A 19,078-nucleotide genomic window follows, 5' to 3' on the forward strand; every position below is an offset into this window, starting at 1 on the left:
GAGTGCGGGCGAGTTGGTTTTTCGGACTCACGCCCATTTCCCCCTCATTCGGCGTCCTCCCGGATGCGCTCGGCGCCGCGCAGCCGCGCGGGGGCCGCGCGCCGGTTCTCGGCCACCTCTTCCTCGCTGGGAAGTTCGGCACCACGGGTGAGGAGCTTGAGCCTCGGCTGGTAGCGCTCGGGGACGACGGGCAGCCCGGGGGGCGCGGTGGAGGCGGCGCCGGCCGCGAACACCTGCTTCACCAGGCGGTCTTCGAGCGAGTGGTACGACAGCACGGCGATCCGGCCGCCGACCGCGAGGGCCTTGACGGCCGCCGGGATCGCCCGCTCCAGGACGGTGAGTTCGCCGTTGACCTCGATGCGCAGCGCCTGGAAGGTGCGCTTGGCGGGGTTGCCGCCGGTGCGCTTGGCCGCCTGCGGCAAGGCGTCGCGGATCAGTTCGACGAGGCGCGCGCTGTTACTGAAGGGCTCCTTGTCGCGCTCGCGCACGATGGCGGAGACGATCCGCTTGGCCTGCTTCTCCTCGCCGTACGCCCTGAGGATGCGGACCAGTTCGCCCGCCGGGTAGGTGTTGAGGACCTCTGCGGCGCTGATGCCGGTCGACTGGTCCATGCGCATGTCGAGGGGGGCGTCCTGGGCGTAGGCGAACCCCCGGTCGGCCTCGTCGAGTTGCATGGAGGAGACGCCGAGGTCGAACAGGACGCCCTGGACGCGCGGGAGGCCCAGGCGGTCGAGTACGTCGGGGAGTTCGTCGTAGACGGCGTGCACGAGGGTGGCGCGCTCCCCGAAGGGGGCGAGTCGTTCGCCGGACAGGCGCAGCGCTTCCTTGTCGCGGTCGAGGGCGACGAGGCGGGCCTCGGGGAAGCGGTTGAGAAGGGCCTCGCTGTGGCCGCCGAGGCCGAGTGTGCAGTCGACCACGACGGCGCCGGGCTCGGTGAGGGCCGGGGCCAGCATGTCCAGGCACTGCCGGAGCATGACGGGGACGTGGCGGCTGTTGCTCAAGGGACCCTCTCAGGATCATCCTGCGTGAGCCGCACGTACGCGCCGCGCACGCGGGGAGACTCCGGGCGATCGCCGGGTCTCCTTGGGGTTTCGGTCGGGCGGGGGTCTCGCCGCCCGCTCGGCGTCACTCTAGTCCACGGCCCTTCGCGGTCAATCAATCGGCTTGCGCGTCGCGGGATCTTCCGGGAGCGAAGCACCGGAACCGAAGAATTCACTCGAATGGGCGGGTTCAGGCCACTCCTGTGGCTTACCTCACAACCAGCCTCAATGACATTCTTTGTCCCCTCTCACACAGCGCCTTCCAGCCACGTGACCAGTACCGTCATCGCTATGACGACCTCCGCAGAAGTTCCCGCCGGACCCGAAGGCGCCATATCCGAGGGGACGGTCACCGACCGTCTCGTCGAGGCGAACGAGCGGTACGCCACCGCGTTCACCGACCCCGGGATGGACGCCCATCCCATCCTCCGTGTAGCCGTCGTGGCCTGCATGGACGCCCGCCTCGACCTGCACGCGGCGCTCGGCCTGGAGCTGGGCGACTGCCACACCATCCGCAACGCGGGCGGTGTGGTCACCGACGACGTGATCCGTTCCCTCACCATCAGCCAGCGCAAGCTGGGCACGCGCAGTGTGGTCCTCATCCACCACACCGGCTGCGGTCTGGAGGCCCTCACCGAGGACTTCCGCACCGAGCTGGAACTGGAGGTCGGCCAGCGTCCGGTGTGGGCGGTGGAGTCCTTCCGGGACGTGGACCAGGACGTTCGGCAGTCCATGCAGCGGGTGCGGACCAATCCGTTCCTGCTGCACACCGATGATGTGCGGGGCTTCGTCTTCGATGTGAAGACGGGGCTGCTGCGGGAGATCACCCCGGCCTGAGCGACATCGATCCGGCCCGCCCCGCCCGCTCTCCTACCGTCTCCGACGCCGCTTCGCAGCCCGGGTTTCCTGTCAATCTCCTGGCATCTCGGGGTGCGAAACATAGCAAGACCGGCAAATCGAAGACCGTTATCCACAGGCGAGTGACACGGATTGGTAACGGCGGCAAGAATGCTGGTGTGGCGTCACGTGGAAGCAGGACTGTTCGCGCGTGGTGTCCGTGTTTCGGGGTGGGCCGGTCCGCATCGCAGAGCGACGGCCCGGAGAAAGTAACGGGCCGAGGAGGGCCGGGTGACGACCTATGACGATCGAGCGAGCCTCACTGATCTGACCAGCACTGTGGATCGAGTCCGCAGTTCGGTCGAGCAGGTGATCGAAGGCAAGCCTGAGGTCGTACGGCTTTCGCTGACTGTGCTGCTCGCCGAGGGACATCTTCTGATCGAGGACGTCCCCGGCGTCGGCAAGACCATGCTGGCCAAGGCGCTGGCCAAGTCCATCGACTGTTCGGTACGGCGTATCCAGTTCACGCCCGACCTGCTGCCGTCGGACATCACGGGCGTGTCCATCTGGGACCAGCAGCGCAAGGAGTTCGAGTTCAAGCCGGGCGCGATCTTCTCGCAGATCGTGATCGGCGACGAGATCAACCGCGCCTCGCCGAAGACGCAGTCCGCGCTCCTGGAGTCCCTGGAGGAGCGCCAGGTCACGATCGACGGCAAGACCTACGAGCTGCCGACCCCGTTCATGGTGGTGGCCACGCAGAACCCGGTCGAGATGGAGGGCACCTATCCCCTCCCCGAGGCCCAGCGCGACCGCTTCATGGCCCGGGTCTCCGTGGGCTACCCCAGCCCGGAGGCCGAGCTGCAGATGCTCGACGTCCACGGCGGGGTCTCCCCGTTGGAGGACATGCAGCCGGTGGCGCACGCGCACGAGATCGTGAAGCTCATCGAGGCCGTCCGCGGTGTGCACGTGGCCGAGACGGTCCGGCGTTACGCCGTGGACCTGGTGGGCGCCACCCGCACCCACCCGGACCTCAGACTCGGCGCCTCGCCGCGCGCCACGCTGCACCTGCTGCGCGCGGCGAAGGCCACCGCCGCTCTGAACGGCCGGGAGTACGCGCTGCCGGACGACGTCCAGTCGCTCGCCGTGTCCGTCCTCGCCCACCGGCTGCTGCCCACCGCCCAGGCCCAGCTCAACCGCCGGACGCCGGAGCAGGTCGTGCAGGAGATCCTCCAGCGCACCCCCGTGCCCCAGGCCGCCCCGCCCAGCGGCGGCTACGGCACGGTCCACGCCGCCCCGGCCTATCCGCAGCAGCCGCCCCGGAGGCTTGGATGACCACCGCAGGGCCCCCCGCAGCCGCCCCGGAGCAGGACAAGGGCGGGCTGCGCACGGCCCTCGCCGGGCTCACCACACGCGGGCGCTCCTTCCTGGCCGCCGGGGTCGCGGCGGCGATCTGCGCCTATGTCCTCGGGCAGAGCGATCTGCTCCGGGTGGGCCTGCTGCTCGCCGTGCTGCCGCTGGTCTGCGCGACCGTGCTGTACCGCACCCGCTACCGGGTCGCGGGCAGCCGCCGTCTCTCCCCCGCGCGCGTGCCCGCCGGCAGCGAGGCCCGCGTCCATCTGCGGATGGACAATGTCTCGCGGCTGCCCACCGGACTGCTGATGCTCCAGGACCGGGTGCCGTACGTGCTCGGCCCGCGCCCCCGGTTCGTCCTGGACCGGGTGGAGGCGGGCGGGCGCCGCGAGGTGTCGTACCGCGTCCGTTCCGATCTGCGGGGCCGCTATCCGCTGGGGCCGCTGCAGCTGCGGCTGACGGACCCCTTCGGCATGTGCGAGCTGACCCGCTCCTTCTCCACGTTCGACACGCTGACGGTCATCCCGCGCGTGGAGCCGTTGCCGCCGGTCCGGCTGAGCGGTGAGGCCAAGGGGTACGGCGACGGCCGTCAGCGCTCGGTGGCGCTGGCCGGCGACGACGACGTGATCCCGCGCGGGTACCGGCACGGCGACGATCTGCGCCGGGTGCACTGGCGTTCGACCGCACGCTATGGCGAGCTGATGGTCCGCCGCGAGGAGCAGCCGCAGCGGGCGCGCTGCACGGTTCTGCTGGACACCCGGGCCGAGGCCTTTCTGGGCGCGGGCCCGGACTCGGCCTTCGAGTGGGCCGTATCCGGCGCCGCGTCCATGCTGGTCCACATGCTGGAGCGGGGCTTCTCCGTACGGCTGCTGACGGACACCGGCAGCTCGGTGCCCGGCGAGGGCGCGGACGGCTTCGCCGGTTCCACCCAGGAGTCCGCCGACGCGGCCGGGCTGATGATGGACACCCTCGCGGTGATCGACCACTCGGACGGCACCGGCCTGTCGCCCGCGTACGACGCGCTGCGCGGGGGCAACGAGGGGCTGCTGGTCGCCTTCCTGGGCGACCTCGACGAGGAGCAGGCCACACTGATCGGCAAGATGCGCCGACGCGGCGGCGGGGCGATCGCCTTCCTGCTGGACAGCGATGTGTGGATACGTGAGCCGGGCGAGGTGCCCGGGCCCGGCGAGGAGAGCGCGGGCGAGGAGACGCTGCGGCTGCTGCGCGAGGCGGGCTGGACGGCGCTGAGCGTGCCGCGCGGCGCCTCCCTGTCGGATCTGTGGCGCCAGGCGGACCGGCAGCGCGCCGGTGTCGCGGCGGGGAGCGGTACGGGGGGACGGTCATGAGCGGTCGGGCGAGACTGGCGCTGTGCGCCTGGGCCGCCACGATCATGGCGGCGAGCGCACTGCTGCCGCTGGTGGACCCGGCGACCTGGATTCTCCAGGCGGCCTTCATGCTGGGTGTGCTGTCCGTCGTGGGCGCGCTCACCCGGCGGGTCCCGCTGGCCCGGCCGCTGACCATCGCGGCCCAGCTCCTGGTCATGCTGATGATGCTGACCGTGGTCTTCGCCCGGGAGTACGCACTGGCCGGGTTCGTGCCCGGCCCGGAGGCGTTCCAGCACTTCGCGACACTGCTGCGGGACGGCGGTGAGGACATCGGACGGTACGCGATCCCGGCGCCGCTGTCCGACGGCATCCATCTGATGCTGATCGGTGGCGTCCTGATCATCGGCCTGATGGTCGACGCGCTCGCGGTGACGTTCCGCAGCGCGGCCCCGGCCGGTCTGCCGCTGCTCGCGCTGTACTCGGTGGCGGCGGGCCTGTCCGACGGCGCCGCCTGGCTGTTCTTCCTGATCGCCTCCGCCGGCTATCTGATGCTGCTGCTCACCGAGAGCCGCGACCGTCTCTCGCAGTGGGGCCGGGTCTTCGGCGGCGCTCCGCGTGTCCCCGGCGCGGAGTCCGGTGGCGGCACCGCCGTGGCCCCGGTGCGCACCGGACGTCGTATCGGCGCCGTCGCGCTGGGCATCGCCCTGGTGGTGCCGCTCGCCCTGCCCTCCCTGGACGGTGGGCTGCTGGACGGCGCGGGCACGGGTATCGGCTCGGGCTCCGGTGGCGGCGGCACGATCTCCGCGGTGAACCCTCTGGTGTCGCTGCGCGACAGCCTGAACGTGGACCAAGACCGCGAAGTCCTGTCGTACCGCACCAACACCGACGACATCCAGAACATGTATCTGCGGATCGTCTCCCTGGACGACTTCGACGGCACCTCCTGGAAGCCCACCGAGCGGGCGATCACCGAGGTCCCGGACGACTTCGGCACACCGATCGGCCTCGGGTCCGAGGTCAAGCGGACCAAGATCGAGACCCGGGTCGCGGCGGCGAAGGACTACGAGCAGGACTGGCTGCCGATGCCGTACCCGGTGACCAGCGTGGACATCGACGGCGACTGGCGGTACGAGCCCGTCGGGCGCACCCTCGTCGGCGACCACGACCAGGACACCAAGGGTGTGCAGTACAAGATCGAGAGCCTGATCGTGCAACCCACCGCCAAGCAGCTGTCGTCGGCGCCCGAGCCGCCGCCGGCCCTGGTGCGGGAGTACACCGAGGTCCCGCAGTCGCTGCCGCCGGTGGTGGCGCAGACGGCCGCGCGGATCACCCTGGGTGCGAACAACGACTACGAGCGGGCCGTGAAGCTCCAGGACTGGTTCGCGTTCAGCGGCGAGTTCACTTACGACACCGAGGTCCAGGTCGGCACGGGTGCGCGGGCGATAGCCCGCTTCTTGGAGGAGAAGGAGGGCTTCTGCGTCCACTTCTCGTTCGCGATGGCGGCGATGGCCCGCACGCTGGGCATCCCGGCCCGGGTGGCGGTGGGCTTCACTCCGGGCACCCCGATGTCGGACGGTTCGATGTCGGTGGGGCTGCGTGACGCGCACGCCTGGCCGGAGCTGTACTTCGAGGGCGTGGGCTGGACCCGCTTCGAGCCGACCCCGAACCGGGGCACGACCCCCGAGTACACGATCCCCGAGTCCTCCGACACCGGTGGCCTCCCCGATGTGCCGCGCCCCTCGGCGTCGGCGTCGACGGCCCCGTCCGCCGAGGCGTCGCCGACCGAGAGCTGCCCGGCCGCCCAGCGGCGCCTGGACGGCGGCTGCTCGACCGAGTCGGCGGTGGCCGCGCCGGGTTCCGACGACGAGGATCGCTCCCTGTGGTCCCTGCTCTTCCTGTCGCCCTGGATTCTGCTGGCGCTTCCGGGTGCCCTGGCGCTGCTGGCGATCCCCCTGCTGCCGATGCTGTGGCGCCTGCGCGTCCGCTCCCGGCGTCTCGGCACGCAGGGTCTCACGGCGGCGGGAGCGGGGCCCGATCCGTCGGCTGCCGGGCACGAGGTGGAGGAGCACGGAGTCTCTCCGGGCGGCGGGGCACCGCCGCGTGCCTCCGTCGGCCCTGGTCGTGGCCGCCCGGAGCCGACGGCTGCCCATGCCCTCGCCGCCTGGCGGGAGGTGACTGACACGGCCTGGGACTACGGGATCGCGCCGGACGATTCCCAGACGCCCCGCAAGGCCGCCGAGCGGATCGTGCGGCTCGGGAAGCTCGATCCACCGGCGGAGGCGGCGATGCACCGGATCGCGGGAGCCGTGGAGCAGGTCCTCTTCGCTCCGCACCCGAGAATCCCGGAGGGTCTGGCCAAGGACGCCCATCTCGTCACGGTCGGCCTCGGCACCCACGTCGGCCGCTGGACCCGCTTCCGGGCCATCGTGCTGCCCCGCTCCACCATCCGGGTGGTCTGGGCGGCATCGGCCCGCTGGACGGCCCTGAACGCCGACCTGGCGTCCCGTATCCCGACGGCGCCCTGGCGTCGCCCGTCGCCCAGCCGGCACAGCTGAGAGTCGACCAGGGGTCTGCCCCCACCGGGTTCGCCCAGTGGGGGCAGACGCGTTTGAAGTCCATGCGGGGCGGGGCGGACACGGCTGAGACCGAAGGACAGCGTTCGGGGGCCGGGCGGCAGGCGGGCAGGCGGGCAGGCGGGCAGGCGGGCAGGCGGGCAGGCGGGCAGGCGGGCAGGCGGGCAGGCGGGCAGGCGGGCAGGCGGCACCGTAGCCGCATGCGGAGACGCCCACCACAACGCGCGGTTGGCGTCCGACGCACGGAAGGGGCCGAGCCACGACGGACCCCGCGCCCCGTCGGGTCTTCACCTGCGCACACCGTCGGGTCTTCATCTGCGCACACGTGAAGGGTGACCGTCCCAGGAACGGTCACCCTTCATCCGTCTTCAGCTGTAGCCGCTGCCGACCCGTGCCACGGGGTGCTCAGTGACCGCCCTGCTCGTCTCGGCGGCGCTGCCAGCGCTGTTCGATGCGGTCCATCATGGAGCGGCGCTGTCGTGTCTGATGACGAGCGCCGGAAGCGCCCGCGGCGCCGGTGGGCTGCTCACCCGGCTTCGGGGCCTTGCGCCAACCGGTGACGGCGAGCACCGCGCAGCCCAGCATGACGAGGAACCCCACCACGCTGATCCAGATCTGCTGTGCGACCATTCCGGCCATGAGGAGCGCGATACCCACAAGAAAGCCCGCGACCGCCTGGTAGACCCGCCGCCGGGTGTACGTACGCAGCCCGCTTCCCTCAAGCGCTGACGCGAACTTGGGATCTTCGGCGTACAGCGCTCGCTCCATCTGCTCGAGCATGCGCTGCTCGTGCTCTGAGAGCGGCACGGAGTCCTCCTCATCGTGCGGTCGCCAGGGACGACCCGGGGGGTCACCTTCAGGATAGGCAGGGAATCGCCCCCTTGAAACCCGCCCCTCTACGCCAATTCGCCAACCGGAACCCGCCATGGCACCCCGACTCGCTGAGGGGTGAATTCCCCAGCGGACGGCCCGTCATGCCGGACGGTCTCCCTCGATCATACGGCTCCGGGCGCCCGATCGGGGGGCCTGTGGCGTACTCCATCCGCCGTCGAGCCGCTGATCAGCGGGTCACCCCGGTTCGGACCGATTCGGCCTCGGGGGGCGACTCAGGCCTCGACGGTCCCTCGTGTCTCACCGAGCACATGGAGCTGAGTGGCCACGGAGTGGAACGCGGGCAGCTCGGCGGCGGCGGCCTCCAGCTTGAGCAGAGCCTCCAGGGCGCCGGGCTCGGTGTCGACGAGGACGCCGGGAACCAGGTCGGCGAAGACCCGTACGCCGTGCACGGCCGCGACGGTCAGGCCCGCGCCCTCGACCAGCGCGGTGAGCTGCTCGGCGGTGAAGCGGTGGGGCACCGGATCACCCTCGCCCCAGCGTCCGTTCGGGTCGTCGAGCGCCTGCTTGGCCTCCTTGAAGTGTCCAGCGAGGGCACGGGCGAGCACCGCGCCGCCCAGTCCGGCGGCGAGCAGGCTGAGCACACCCTCGGGGCGCAGGGCGGCGACGGCGTTGCCGATGCCCTCGGCGGGGTCGTCGACGTACTCCAGGACGCCGTGGCACAGGACGGCGTCGTAGCCGCCGCGCTCGACGACGTCGAACAGACCGTGCGCGTCGCCCTGGACGCCCTGGACACGGTCGGCGACTCCGGCCTCGGCGGCGCGGCGCTCCAGCGCGAACAGCGCGTTCGGGCTGGGGTCGACGACGGTGACGCGGTGGCCGAGGCGGGCGACGGGCACGGCGAACTTGCCGCTGCCGCCTCCGGTGTCCAGTACGTCGAGCGTGTCACGTCCCGTGGCCTTCACCCGGCGTTCGAGAGCGTCCTTGAGGACCTCCCAGACCACAGCGGTACGGAGGGAGGCGCGGGGGCGCGTGGGGTCCGACACGGCAGTTGACTCCTCGGCACGGCACCGCCTGGTGTGCGGCGGAGCGGTGGACTTGCGTCTCCGCCGGCGGCCGGGTGGCCGCGGCGGAGGGTGCGGGTGTCTCCAACCCTAATGGGCGCGGCCGGGGCGGCCGGTCAGCCCGTCCGGGGCCTTCCCGGACCGGGGTGCGCGAGCACGGTCGGGCGGGGTCGGTCAGCCCGCGTCGGGGACGCCCCGGCCGCCGTCATGCCGGGGCTGGGGCAGCACCGGCTGGAGCACCAGCATCCGCTCGACGAGGCGCAGGAACATCGCCACGTCGCGTATGAGGTCGTCGGCGTCGCGCGCGGTGGCCGCGCCCCGTATGCCGGCCTCGGCGCGGGCCCGGCGGGCGGCTCCGGAGGCGAACAGGGCGCTCCACTCGACGAGTTCGGGCGCGATCTCGGGGAGCACTTCCCAGGCGCTCCGGATCTTGGCCCTGCGCTTCACGGAGGGCTCGGGGCGCCCTCGGGCGGCGAGCACCGCGGCGGCGGTGCGCAGGGCGGCGAGGTGGGCGGTGGCGTAGCGCTCGTTGGGGGTCTGGAGCGTGGACGCCTCCTCCAGTCCGGCGCGGGCCTGGGTGAGCAGGTCCAGGGCGGCGGGCGGGGCGGTCGCCCGGCGCAGCACGGGGTGCACATCGCTCGCCGGGCCTGTCAGTGAGGGGGCAGGGCCGGTGGCGCGGCGCCGGTTGGCGGCTGCGGCGTGGTAGCTGGCCATGACGAACCTCCTGTCGTCTGGGTGACGGCACGCTCTGCCACGAGGTGCCGTATGTGCCCATCGTGAGGTATGCCACTGACAATCCGTTCTGACCTGGCCTTTTGCTTCGTTCAGAGGTTCGGGATAGTTTTTGCACTGACCAGTCAGTTCAAATGTGTGGAGGGTCCGGCCATGAGCGAGGCGCCGAGGGCGGACGCCGGACCGGATGCGACCGAGGCCGCCGGTGGGGTCGCGGTCCGAGTTGAGGGGTTCGGGCTCGCGGGGTCGCGTGGCCGGGTGTTCCGGGGGGTCGGGTTCGAGGCGGGGCCGGGGGACCTGGTCGTGGTCGAGGGGGCGTCCGGGTCGGGGCGGACGTCGCTGCTGCTCGCGCTCACCGGGCGGATGAAACCGAGCGAGGGGCATGCCTCGATCGGTTCGTTGCGGCTGCCGAAGCAGATGGCCGCCGTACGCCGGATCAGCGCCCTCGCCCATGTCCCCGGTGTCACCGACCTCGAACCGGCCCTGACCGTCGCGGAGCATCTACGGGAACGGGCCCTGCTGCAACGGCGGTTCGACGGCTCCCTGCGGGGGCTGCTCAGGTCCCGCAGGGAGCGGGCCGCCGAGACGGGGCTCCGCATCGACACCGCGCTGGCCGCCGCAGGGCTCGACCTGGGATCGCTGCCCAAGGGCGCCCGGACCGCCGTACGCGATCTGGACCGGATGGAGGCCCTGCGGCTGTCCGTCGCCCTGGCCCTCGTCGGCCGGCCCCGGCTGCTCGGTGTGGACGACGCCGACCTGAAGCTCTCCGACGCCGAACGGGCCGAGATGTGGGCCCTGTTGAAGTCCGTCGCCGAGTCCGGTGTGACGGTCGTCGCGGTGTGCGGCGAGGCCCCGGCGGAGGCGGCGGTCGTCGTGTCGACGGGGTCCGAGGAGGCGGCACGCGCGCGTGAGGGCACTTCCCTGGCATGGCCAAGAGCCGAGACCGGCGAGGGCGATGGCGACAGCGACGGCAGCGATCCCGACGACGACAAGGAGACGGCAGATGCGTTCGCCGGGACTGGCCGCCCTTGAGCTGAGGCGGTTCGGCCGCGGGAGGCTGCCACGGGCCGCGCTGGTCTCGCTCCTGTTGCTGCCCCTGCTGTACGGCGCCCTCTACTTGTGGTCGTTCTGGGACCCCTACGGCCGACTCGACCGTGTCCCGGTGGCGTTGGTGAACGACGACAAAGGAGCGTCGGTCGGCGAGCGGCGGCTGAGGGCCGGTGACGACATCGCCGAGGGGCTGCGGGACAGCGACACCTTCGAGTGGCACCGGGTGAGCGCCGCCGAGGCCCGTAAGGACGTCGAGGACGGCACGTACTACCTGTCGTTGACCATGCCGTCGGACTTCAGCGAACGGATCGCCTCCGGTTCCGGGGACGAGCCGGAGACGGGCGCGCTTCAGGTGCGCACGAACGACGCGAACAACTACATCGTCGGGCAGATCTCCCGGACGGTGTTCTCGGAGGTACGGACGGCGGCGTCGACGAAGGCGTCGCGGTCGTTCCTGGACCGGATCTTCATCTCGTTCTCCGACATCCACGACGAGACCGAGAAGGCGGCCGACGGGGCCGACGATCTCAAGGGCGGTATCGACAAGGCGGAGCAGGGCTCCAAGGACCTCGCGAACGGGCTGAAGCAGGCCAAGGAGGGCAGCGGGAAGCTGTCCGGCGGTCTGAAGGACCTGGACGAGGGCGCCGGCGATCTGGAGGAGGGCGCCCGGCAGGTCGCGGACGGTACGGGGAAGCTCGCCGACAGGTCAATGGAGTCGCCGATCAGGTGCGGCCGTTCCTGAAGGAGAACGACGGGACGATCGCCGACACCGCCACCCTGGTGGCCGATTCGGCGGCGACGATCCGGGCACACCTGGACGCCTTCGTGAAGACGGCGCCGACCGCCGAATGAAGAACTACGGCGGAGACCTGAAAACGTTCGGTGAGGACCTGAAGGCCCTGGAGCGGCAGGCCCGCGCCCTCGCCGAGGCGGCCCCCACCCTCTCCGATGACCTCGACAACGCGGTCACCAAGGTGAACGCGCTCGACAAGGGCGCCACGAAGGTCGCCAAGGGGGCCAGAACCCTGCACACCGGCCTGGGCACCGCCACAGCCGGTGCGGACGATCTGGACACGGGTGTCGGCGATCTGAAGACGGGCGCGCAGGGCCTCAAGGGCGGCATGTTCAAACTGGCCGACGGCTCGGGGAAGCTCGCGGGCGGGCTGCGTGACGGGGCCGAGCAGATCCCGGACCACGACGCGCGGGACCGCGACCGGCGCACCGAAGTGATGGCCGATCCCGTGCGATTGGCATCCGAAGACCTGCACAAGGCGCCCAACTACGGCACCGGATTCGCCCCTTACTTCATCCCGCTCTCCCTGTGGGTGGGCGCGATGGTGGCGTACATGCTGGTCCCACCGCTCAACCGGCGCGCGCTCGCGACGGGCGCCTCGGGCTGGCGGATCGCGCTGGCGGGCTGGCTTCCGGTGGCCGCCCCGGGCGTGCTGCAGACGGTCGCGCTGATGGCGGTGCTCCACTGGGCGGTCGGCCTGGAGATGGCGCGGGCGGCCGGGACGGTGGGCTTCCTCTTCCTGGTGACGGCGTGCTTCGCGGCGATCGTGCAGTGGCTCAACGCACGCTTCGGAGCGGCGGGCCGCATCCTCGTACTCGCTTTCCTGATGCTCCAGTTGACGTCCGCGGGCGGCATCTATCCCGTGCGGACCAGCCCGGACTTCTTCAACGCGGTGCACCTCTTCCTTCCGATGAGCCATGTCGTGGACGCCCTCAGGAGGCTGATCACGGGCGGCGACATGGGCCCGGTGTGGCAGGCGTGCGCCGTAGTGGGGGCCTTCACCGCGGGCGCCCTCGCGCTCACCGCGCTGTCGGCCCGCCGCAAGCAGGTGTGGACGCTGGACCGGCTGCACCCGGAGTTGAGCCTGTGACCTCGCTCGGGACGGCTCCCGCGCACCGCACGGTTCCTGTGACAATCAGGGCCATGGAAAGCAGCAATGCCCCCGGCGGCGCGGGCGGGGGCCGCCGCGAGGCGACCCGGCAGAAACTCTACGAGGCGGCCGTCACCCTGATCGCGGAGCAGGGGTTCTCCGCCACCACGGTCGACGAGATCGCCGAGCGCGCCGGAGTCGCCAAGGGCACGGTGTACTACAACTTCGCCAGCAAGTCCGTCCTCTTCGAGGAGTTGTTGCGGCACGGCGTGGGACTCCTCACCGCCTCCCTCCGGGAAGCGGCCGAGCGGACCGCCGAGGAGGGCGGCACCAGAGTCGACGCCCTCGACGCCATGATCCGGGCCGGACTCCTCTTCATCGACCGCTATCCGTCCTTCACGCAGCTGTACGTGGCCGAGCTGTGGCGCACCAACCGGGCCTGGCAGTCGACACTGACGGTCGTCCGGGAGGAGGCTGTCGCGGTCGTCGAGGGCGTCCTGCGCGACGGTGTCGCCGCCGGTGAGCTGAGCGACGAGATCGACATCGGCCTGACCGCGTCCGCCCTGGTCGGCATGGTCCTGGTGGCCGCCCTGGACTGGAAGGCCTTCCAGCCGGAACGCACGCTCGACGACGTCCACTCGGCGCTGTCCCGACTGCTGCAGGGCCGGGTGAGCGGCAAGGACTAGCCGGCCCCGGCACGGCCTCGGCGAGTACGAGCGCGGACGCGTTCGTCACCAGTCGGCAACGATGCGGGCCGGGTGTGAGCACGCAGTCCCTGAGTACGCGTACCCAGTCGTGAGATGAGTACGCGCGCGGATGGGCTCCCACCTGCGGAAACGGGAGAGTGGAGGCACGGAAGGGGGCACGGCTCCGGCACCGCCGACACGGGGCGGCGGAACGGCTCGCGCTCCTGACCGCTCCTTCCGTCGACGAGTTCGAAGCCATCGACACGTCGACGGGAGCGAGGCACGGGGGAAACCCGGGGGTGGCCGAACGGACCTACACGGTACGGACGGTAACGGGAAACAAGGGGATACGGGGAAGCGCCGGTTCGAGGTGGCCCGCGGGGGACGCGGCCAGTTCGGACCGGCGCTCGCCGTACGGCGCCGGACCGGCACTCTGGTACGGCTCCGGACCGGCGTTCTCGTACAACTCCGGACCGGCATCGCGTGCGGCTCCGGACCTGCTCGCTCGTACGGGCGGAGCCCGCGAGGTCGCGTTGTCAGTGGTGGCCGATACAGTCCCTGACATGGCGAGGATTGTGGTGATCGGCGCCGGGCTCGGCGCGATGGCGGCCGCCGCCCGGCTGGCCGTCGCGGGCCACCGGGTGGTGGTGCATGAGCGCACGGCGACGTACGGCGGTGGGGTGGGCCGGTTCGAGCGCGACGGCTTCGCGTTCGACACGGGCCCGGGGCTGCTGCCGCTGCCCGCCGTCTACCGCGATCTGTTCCTCAAGACCGGCAAGGAGCCGCTGGAGAAGTGCGTCGACCTGGTCCAGGTGGACCCGGCGGCCCGGCATCTCTTCGCGGACGGCACGGACCTGCTGGTGCCGAACGCCTCACGCGCGGGCGTGGTCGCCGCGCTGAACTCGGCGCTCGGCTCGGGCGCGGGCGACCGCTGGGGCGACTTCCTGGTGCGCGCCCGCGAGGCGTGGGACCGCACCCGCCGCCCCCTCCTCGAAGAGCCGCTGTGGTCCGACTGGCAGGCCCTCGGCGAGCGCGAGCCATACCCCTCGGTGCCCCACAAGCGCCTCCTGCGCACCCGGCGTGCCACCACCCTCGCCGAGATCGCCGCCTGGGAGCTGCGCGACCCCCGGCTGGCGGCCCTGCTGGAGAGCCACGCCCTCGGGTACGGCCTCGACCCCCGGTCCACCCCGGCGAGCGCGGCCGTGCTGCCGTACCTGGAGCACGCCTTCGGCACCTGGTATGTCCGGGGCGGGATACGGGAGTTGGCGCGAGCGCTGTACGAGCGGTGTCTGGCGCGGAGGGTCGAGTTCCTCTTCGACTCCGAGGTCACCGGGATCGTGGAGAAGGACAGCCGCGCGGCCGGGGTCGAGCTACGGGACGGCACGATCGCAGAGGCCGACTTCGTGGTCGCCGGGATCGCGCCCGGGGTACTGGACCGGGCCGTACGGCAGTCCTCCGTACGCGGCGGCGGGGAGGCCCCGCCCCAGCGCGCGGTGGCAAGCCGGCTCACGGTGCTGCTGGCGCTGCGCGGCGGCCGCCCGGAGGGCACGGCGCATCGGACGGTGGTGCACGGGGAGGACTCGGAGGCCGAGCTGGAGCTGCTGTTCGGGCCCGGGTCCGGGATGGCCGCCCGTCCGACAGTCACTGTGCTGCGCCCCGACGACCCGGCGCTCATACCGGACGCCGACCACGAGGCGATCACCATCACTTCCACAGTGCCTGCCCAGTCGGACTGGAGCTGGGCGGAGCGGGAGGTCTTCGACCACCACGGCGAGCAGTTGATCACCGCCGCGGAGCGGGCCATACCCGACCTCCGCGACCGACTCCTCTGGCACGAGGTGCGAACCCCCGCCGACATCCACGACGCGACCGGCGCGGAGGGCGGGGCGATCCCCGCTCCCTCGCTCGCCGCAGGCGACGGCCGTCTGCTGCATCCGTCCAACAGCACGGCGATACCGGGCCTGTTCACGGTCGGCGGCTGGTCGCACCCCGGTGGCGGTCTTCCGCACGCGGGGATGTCGGGCGCCCTGGTGGCCGGACTGATCGTGGAGGGCCCGGAGTTCCGGGGCTCACAGTGAGGGCGGGGCGCCGACCAAGCGCCCCCACGTCCCGCGCAGGCCGCTCCGGGTCCGGCGGAGGGCTCTCCGCCTCCGTATGGCCGTGGCTTCAGAAACGGTACTGCTGCTGCTCGTCGTAACCGTTGCCGTTCCCGCCGTTGCCGCCGCCCTGCTGCGGGTACGACTGCTCCGACGGCGCTCCGTTGCCGAACGGGTCGAACGCGTCATCGGTGTTGCGCTGCTGCGGGACCCAGACACCGCCGGGCGGAGTCTCGTTGTAGGAGCCGCCGTACTGGTCCTGGCCGTAACCCTGCTGCCCATAGTCCTGTTGGCCGTAGGACGGGTCGTACGAGGCGCTCGCGTCGTAGGTCTGGGTGCCGATGTACGGGTCGGAGTAGGCGGAGTACTGCTGCTGGGCCGGGTCGTAGCCGTAGCCCTGCTGCTGGTCGTAGCCGTAGTAGGCGAAGGCCTCGTCCTGGGAGGACTGGTCGGCGTTGGCGTAGGGCTGGGCGGAGGGCGTCGAGTAGGCGTCTTCGCTGTAGACGCCGTAGGCGCTGGTGTCGTCGGGCATGGGCTCCGGCGAGTAGACGGTGGTCGTCTCGGCCGCGGACGGGGCGGACTGCGGGCGGACGAAGACGTCGTCGTCCCGGTCGAAGGGGTCGTCGACGGCCTGGTGTGACGTTCCGGCAGCGGCATCCGGCAGGTCGGGGACCTCCAGACCGGCTTCCGGGTGCTCGGGCTCGCCGCGTCGGCGCTTCTTGCCGAACCTGCCCGGCTTACCGCCCTCCGCGTCCTCCGTCTCTCCGGAGCGCGGACGCACGGCCCAGCCGGCCTCGAAGCCACGGCGGAACGACAGCGTCACAAAGGTCTGGCCGACCGCGAACCCGATCGCGCCCAGCGCGATGACCAGCACGGACGGGATCAGCACGCCGAGCACGACCCCGAGGAAACCGACGAAGGCGAGCAGCCGCCAGCGCAGCCGCGCCTTGTACTGGAGCAGCACCTCACCCAGCAACCACAACGCGACGATGCCGAACGCGATGTAGAGGACCGTCCAGCCCATGTACGCCCCTCTCCCTGTGGCCGCTACGCAGTGTGTCGTACGCGAGTGCGACCGGTCTAGGCCCTCGGTGGGTGGTGCGGGCCCAGGTTCTCGTAGATTTCCAGTGTTGCCGTGGAGTTGTTCAGGGTGATGAAGTGAAGTCCGGGGACTCCCTCGTCCAGCAGCCGCGCGCAGAACTCCGTAGCGAACTCGATGCCAATGGAGCGTACAGCGGCCGGATTGTCTTTGGCTGTGACGATCCGCTCTCGAAGGACATCCGGGATGGCGGCGTTGCTCAACTGCGGCAGTCGTTCCAGCTGCTTCACGCTGGTGACGGGCATGACCTCCGGAATCACAGGGGTCTCACATCCCGCTGCCGCAACCGCGTCCCTCAGACGCAGGTACGACTCCGGGTGGAAGAACATCTGCGTGATCGCGTAGTCGGCGCCGGCCCGGCACTTTTCGACGAAGCGTGCCACGTCACTGTCCCAGTCGGGGGAGCGCGGGTGCATCTCCGGGAAGGCTGCGACGCCGACGCAGAAGTCGCCCGACTCCTTGATGAGTCGGACGAGTTCGGCCGCGTACGTCAGGCCCTGCGGGTGCGGCACCCACTCGCCCATGGGGTCGCCGGGCGGGTCACCGCGCACGGCGAGCATGTTCCGGATGCCGGCGTCGGCGTACTGGCCGATGATGTTGCGCAGCTCGGCGACGGACTGGCTGACGGCGGTGAGGTGGGCGACGGGGGTGAGGGTGGTGTCGGCGGCGATCTGCTCGGTCGCCTTCACCGTGCCGGCCCGGGTGGAGCCGCCCGCTCCATAGGTCACGGAGACGAAGCTCGGGGCCACCGCCTCGATCCTGCGGAGGGCGTTCCACAGGTTCCGCTCGCCCTTCTCGGTCTTGGGTGCCCAGAACTCGAAGGAGTACGTGGTCTTGCCCGTGGCGAGCATGTCGCGCACCGTGCGTGCGCGATCCGTCCTGGTGGAAGCGGTTCCTAGGGCCATGACCGCAGGTTAGTCAGGTCGAGCCGGTCCCCCAACCGGACCAGGGCGTTTTGCCCGCTTTGCCAGCTCAATGTCCATCCCTTGGACATCGCCGTGTCAGGGGGTGTGGCGGGGATCTCAGAGGGCACGCAGGCGCTTGGCGAACTCCGCCGTCGCCGCTCCCGGATCGTCGGCCTCCGTGATCGCCCGGACCACGACGACCCGGCGGGCGCCCGCCTCCACGACCTCGTCGAGATTGCCGAGGTCGATGCCGCCGATGGCGAACCAGGGGCGGTCGGTGCCGAGGGCGGCGGTATACCGCACGAGGTCCAGGCCGGGGGCGTGGCGGCCGGGCTTGGTGGGGGTGGGCCAGCAGGGGCCCGTGCAGAAGTAGTCCACACCCTCCTGGACGGCGGCCGCGGCGGCCTCCGCCTCGGAGTGCGTGGAGCGGCCTATGAGGATGTCGTCGCCGAGGATCGCGCGGGCGGCGGGGACCGGGAGGTCGCCCTGGCCCAGGTGCAGGACGTCGGCGCCGGGCCCGTACGACGCCTGCGACGTCCTTGTGGCGTGGGCCACGTCGGCACGGTCGTTCACCGCGAGCAGCTTGCCGTGGTGCCTGCATCTGTCGGCGAACACCGCGAGATGGTCCAGCTCCTCGGCCGCCTCCATGCCCTTGTCGCGCAGCTGCACGATGTCCACACCGGCGCTCAGCACGGCGTCCAGGAACTCCGGGAGGTCGCCCTGACGCTTCCGGGCGTCCATGCAGAGGTAGAGCCGCGCGTCGGCGAGCTGGGCGGCGGCGTTGGGCATACGAGGTCCCCCGTTGGCGGTGCGTTCATGGGGCCGGTGCGGCGTACGGGTGCCGGCGACCCGACGGGGCCGGGCCGGGGGGTCGTACGCCGCACAGGCGACTGCTTCGGATGCTACTGAGAGTTACTAGGAGTTACTAGGTGGTGCCGATGGTGCGGGTGCTTCAGTCGTTCCAGGTCAGACGGCGAGCGCCTGTGCGCGGCGCTTCACCTCCGTGCCGCGATTCTCGCTGAGGGCCTGGGCCGGGGTGCCGGGCAGGCTCGGGTCGGGGGTGAAGAGCCACTCCAGCATCTCTTCGTCGGTGAAGCCGTCGTCCCTCAGCAGCGTCAGGGTGCCGGTCAGGCCCTTGACGACCTTGTCTCCGTCGATGAAGGCGGCGGGGACGTGCAGTGCGCGGTTCTCACCACGGCGTACGGCGATGAGCTGGCCCTCCTTGACCAGCTGCCGCACGCGGGTCACCTCGACATCGAGCATCTCTGCGATGTCGGGGAGGTTGAGCCACGCGGGGACGAGAGCATCGATCTTTGCGTCAATCTCGGTCACGTCACCAAGACTGCCATCCCGGACTGACAGTGGGTAGCGCAGACGCCTCCGGCGGGGGGCGACGGGGGGTGCGGGGCCCGCCGGGCGGGCACCGAAAACGTGCTGCGACCGGGCTGGACACCGCCGAGCGCCGCCGGGCCCCCGGACGCCGCCACAGGCCCCACTGGGCACCGCCGGACACGGCCACAGCACCGCCGGGCCACCGCCCGCCGGACACGGCCAGGTCCGCCTGGCACCGCCGGACGCGGCCGGGCGGGCGCCGCCAGACCCGCCGG

The 19,078-nt window shown here is 71.5% G+C and carries 16 protein-coding genes and 1 pseudogene; 8 read left to right on the forward strand and 9 right to left on the reverse strand.

The window, feature by feature from the left end; all coding sequences use genetic code 11:
- Positions 1-44 precede the first annotated feature (44 nt).
- Positions 45-1,001, reverse strand: coding sequence for a 16S rRNA (cytosine(1402)-N(4))-methyltransferase RsmH (rsmH, locus tag ACWD4G_RS17665; protein ID WP_451294265.1), 957 nt, complete (start codon positions 999-1,001; stop codon positions 45-47).
- Between the two features lie 267 nt (positions 1,002-1,268).
- Here rsmH and ACWD4G_RS17670 point away from each other — a divergent pair, with 267 nt between their 5' ends.
- The 4 genes from ACWD4G_RS17670 to ACWD4G_RS17685 all read left to right on the forward strand — a co-directional run bounded on the left by ACWD4G_RS17670 (position 1,269) and on the right by ACWD4G_RS17685 (position 7,107).
- Positions 1,269-1,877, forward strand: coding sequence for a beta-class carbonic anhydrase (locus ACWD4G_RS17670; RefSeq protein ID WP_451294267.1), 609 nt, complete (start codon positions 1,269-1,271; stop codon positions 1,875-1,877).
- Positions 1,878-2,168: 291 nt separating this feature from the next.
- Entirely contained in the window at positions 2,169-3,209 is a 1,041-nt protein-coding gene (locus ACWD4G_RS17675; RefSeq protein WP_451294269.1) for an AAA family ATPase, read from the forward strand.
- On the forward strand, positions 3,206-4,573 hold the full coding sequence (locus ACWD4G_RS17680; protein ID WP_451294271.1) for a DUF58 domain-containing protein: 1,368 nt from the start codon (positions 3,206-3,208) through the stop codon (positions 4,571-4,573). Before ACWD4G_RS17675 ends, ACWD4G_RS17680 begins: the two co-directional genes overlap by 4 nt.
- The gene (locus tag ACWD4G_RS17685; protein ID WP_451294273.1) at positions 4,570-7,107 is read left to right on the forward strand and encodes a transglutaminase TgpA family protein; all 2,538 of its coding nucleotides are present in this window, start codon (positions 4,570-4,572) and stop codon (positions 7,105-7,107) included. The genes ACWD4G_RS17680 and ACWD4G_RS17685 overlap by 4 nt, the downstream gene beginning before the upstream one ends.
- Positions 7,108-7,530: 423 nt before the next feature.
- Here ACWD4G_RS17685 and ACWD4G_RS17690 read toward each other — a convergent pair whose 3' ends face one another.
- The 3 genes from ACWD4G_RS17690 to ACWD4G_RS17700 all read right to left on the reverse strand — a co-directional run bounded on the left by ACWD4G_RS17690 (position 7,531) and on the right by ACWD4G_RS17700 (position 9,734).
- The gene (locus tag ACWD4G_RS17690; protein ID WP_451294275.1) at positions 7,531-7,932 is read right to left on the reverse strand and encodes a DUF3040 domain-containing protein; all 402 of its coding nucleotides are present in this window, start codon (positions 7,930-7,932) and stop codon (positions 7,531-7,533) included.
- Positions 7,933-8,231: 299 nt separating this feature from the next.
- Positions 8,232-9,002 carry a methyltransferase gene (locus ACWD4G_RS17695; protein WP_451294277.1) on the reverse strand — a complete coding sequence of 257 codons (771 nt, stop codon included), beginning with the start codon at positions 9,000-9,002 and terminating at the stop codon, positions 8,232-8,234.
- Between the two features lie 192 nt (positions 9,003-9,194).
- Positions 9,195-9,734, reverse strand: coding sequence for an SAV_6107 family HEPN domain-containing protein (locus ACWD4G_RS17700; RefSeq protein WP_451294279.1), 540 nt, complete (start codon positions 9,732-9,734; stop codon positions 9,195-9,197).
- Between the two features lie 171 nt (positions 9,735-9,905).
- Here ACWD4G_RS17700 and ACWD4G_RS17705 point away from each other — a divergent pair, with 171 nt between their 5' ends.
- From ACWD4G_RS17705 to ACWD4G_RS17715, 3 genes and pseudogenes are all read left to right on the forward strand, one after another.
- Positions 9,906-10,784 carry an ABC transporter ATP-binding protein gene (locus tag ACWD4G_RS17705; protein WP_451294281.1) on the forward strand — a complete coding sequence of 293 codons (879 nt, stop codon included), beginning with the start codon at positions 9,906-9,908 and terminating at the stop codon, positions 10,782-10,784.
- A pseudogene (locus tag ACWD4G_RS17710) lies at positions 10,756-12,685 on the forward strand (YhgE/Pip family protein). Before ACWD4G_RS17705 ends, ACWD4G_RS17710 begins: the two are co-directional and overlap by 29 nt.
- Positions 12,686-12,738: 53 nt before the next feature.
- Positions 12,739-13,371, forward strand: a complete 633-nt coding sequence (locus ACWD4G_RS17715) for a TetR/AcrR family transcriptional regulator (RefSeq protein WP_451294283.1) — start codon at positions 12,739-12,741, stop codon at positions 13,369-13,371.
- Between the two features lie 313 nt (positions 13,372-13,684).
- On the opposite strand, the gene ACWD4G_RS17720 is transcribed toward ACWD4G_RS17715, so the two are convergent.
- On the reverse strand, positions 13,685-13,936 hold the full coding sequence (locus ACWD4G_RS17720; protein ID WP_451294285.1) for a hypothetical protein: 252 nt from the start codon (positions 13,934-13,936) through the stop codon (positions 13,685-13,687).
- Between ACWD4G_RS17720 and ACWD4G_RS17725 the strand changes: the two genes are divergently transcribed.
- Positions 13,935-15,449, forward strand: coding sequence for a phytoene desaturase family protein (locus ACWD4G_RS17725; RefSeq protein WP_451294287.1), 1,515 nt, complete (start codon positions 13,935-13,937; stop codon positions 15,447-15,449). The genes ACWD4G_RS17720 and ACWD4G_RS17725 overlap by 2 nt on opposite strands.
- Positions 15,450-15,537: 88 nt before the next feature.
- On the opposite strand, the gene ACWD4G_RS17730 is transcribed toward ACWD4G_RS17725, so the two are convergent.
- From ACWD4G_RS17730 to ACWD4G_RS17745, 4 genes are all read right to left on the reverse strand, one after another.
- Positions 15,538-16,491 carry an SCO2102 family sporulation regulator gene (locus ACWD4G_RS17730; RefSeq protein ID WP_451294289.1) on the reverse strand — a complete coding sequence of 318 codons (954 nt, stop codon included), beginning with the start codon at positions 16,489-16,491 and terminating at the stop codon, positions 15,538-15,540.
- A gap of 56 nt (positions 16,492-16,547) precedes the next feature.
- Positions 16,548-17,471, reverse strand: a complete 924-nt coding sequence (gene metF, locus ACWD4G_RS17735; protein ID WP_451294291.1) for a methylenetetrahydrofolate reductase [NAD(P)H] — start codon at positions 17,469-17,471, stop codon at positions 16,548-16,550.
- A gap of 117 nt (positions 17,472-17,588) precedes the next feature.
- A complete protein-coding gene (gene thiE, locus ACWD4G_RS17740; protein ID WP_451294293.1) occupies positions 17,589-18,260 on the reverse strand; it encodes a thiamine phosphate synthase in 672 nt (223 codons plus the stop codon).
- A gap of 177 nt (positions 18,261-18,437) precedes the next feature.
- Positions 18,438-18,803, reverse strand: coding sequence for an Rv2175c family DNA-binding protein (locus ACWD4G_RS17745; RefSeq protein WP_451294295.1), 366 nt, complete (start codon positions 18,801-18,803; stop codon positions 18,438-18,440).
- Positions 18,804-19,078: the final 275 nt, after the last annotated feature.

This window comes from Streptomyces sp. NPDC002643 (assembly GCF_053592555.1).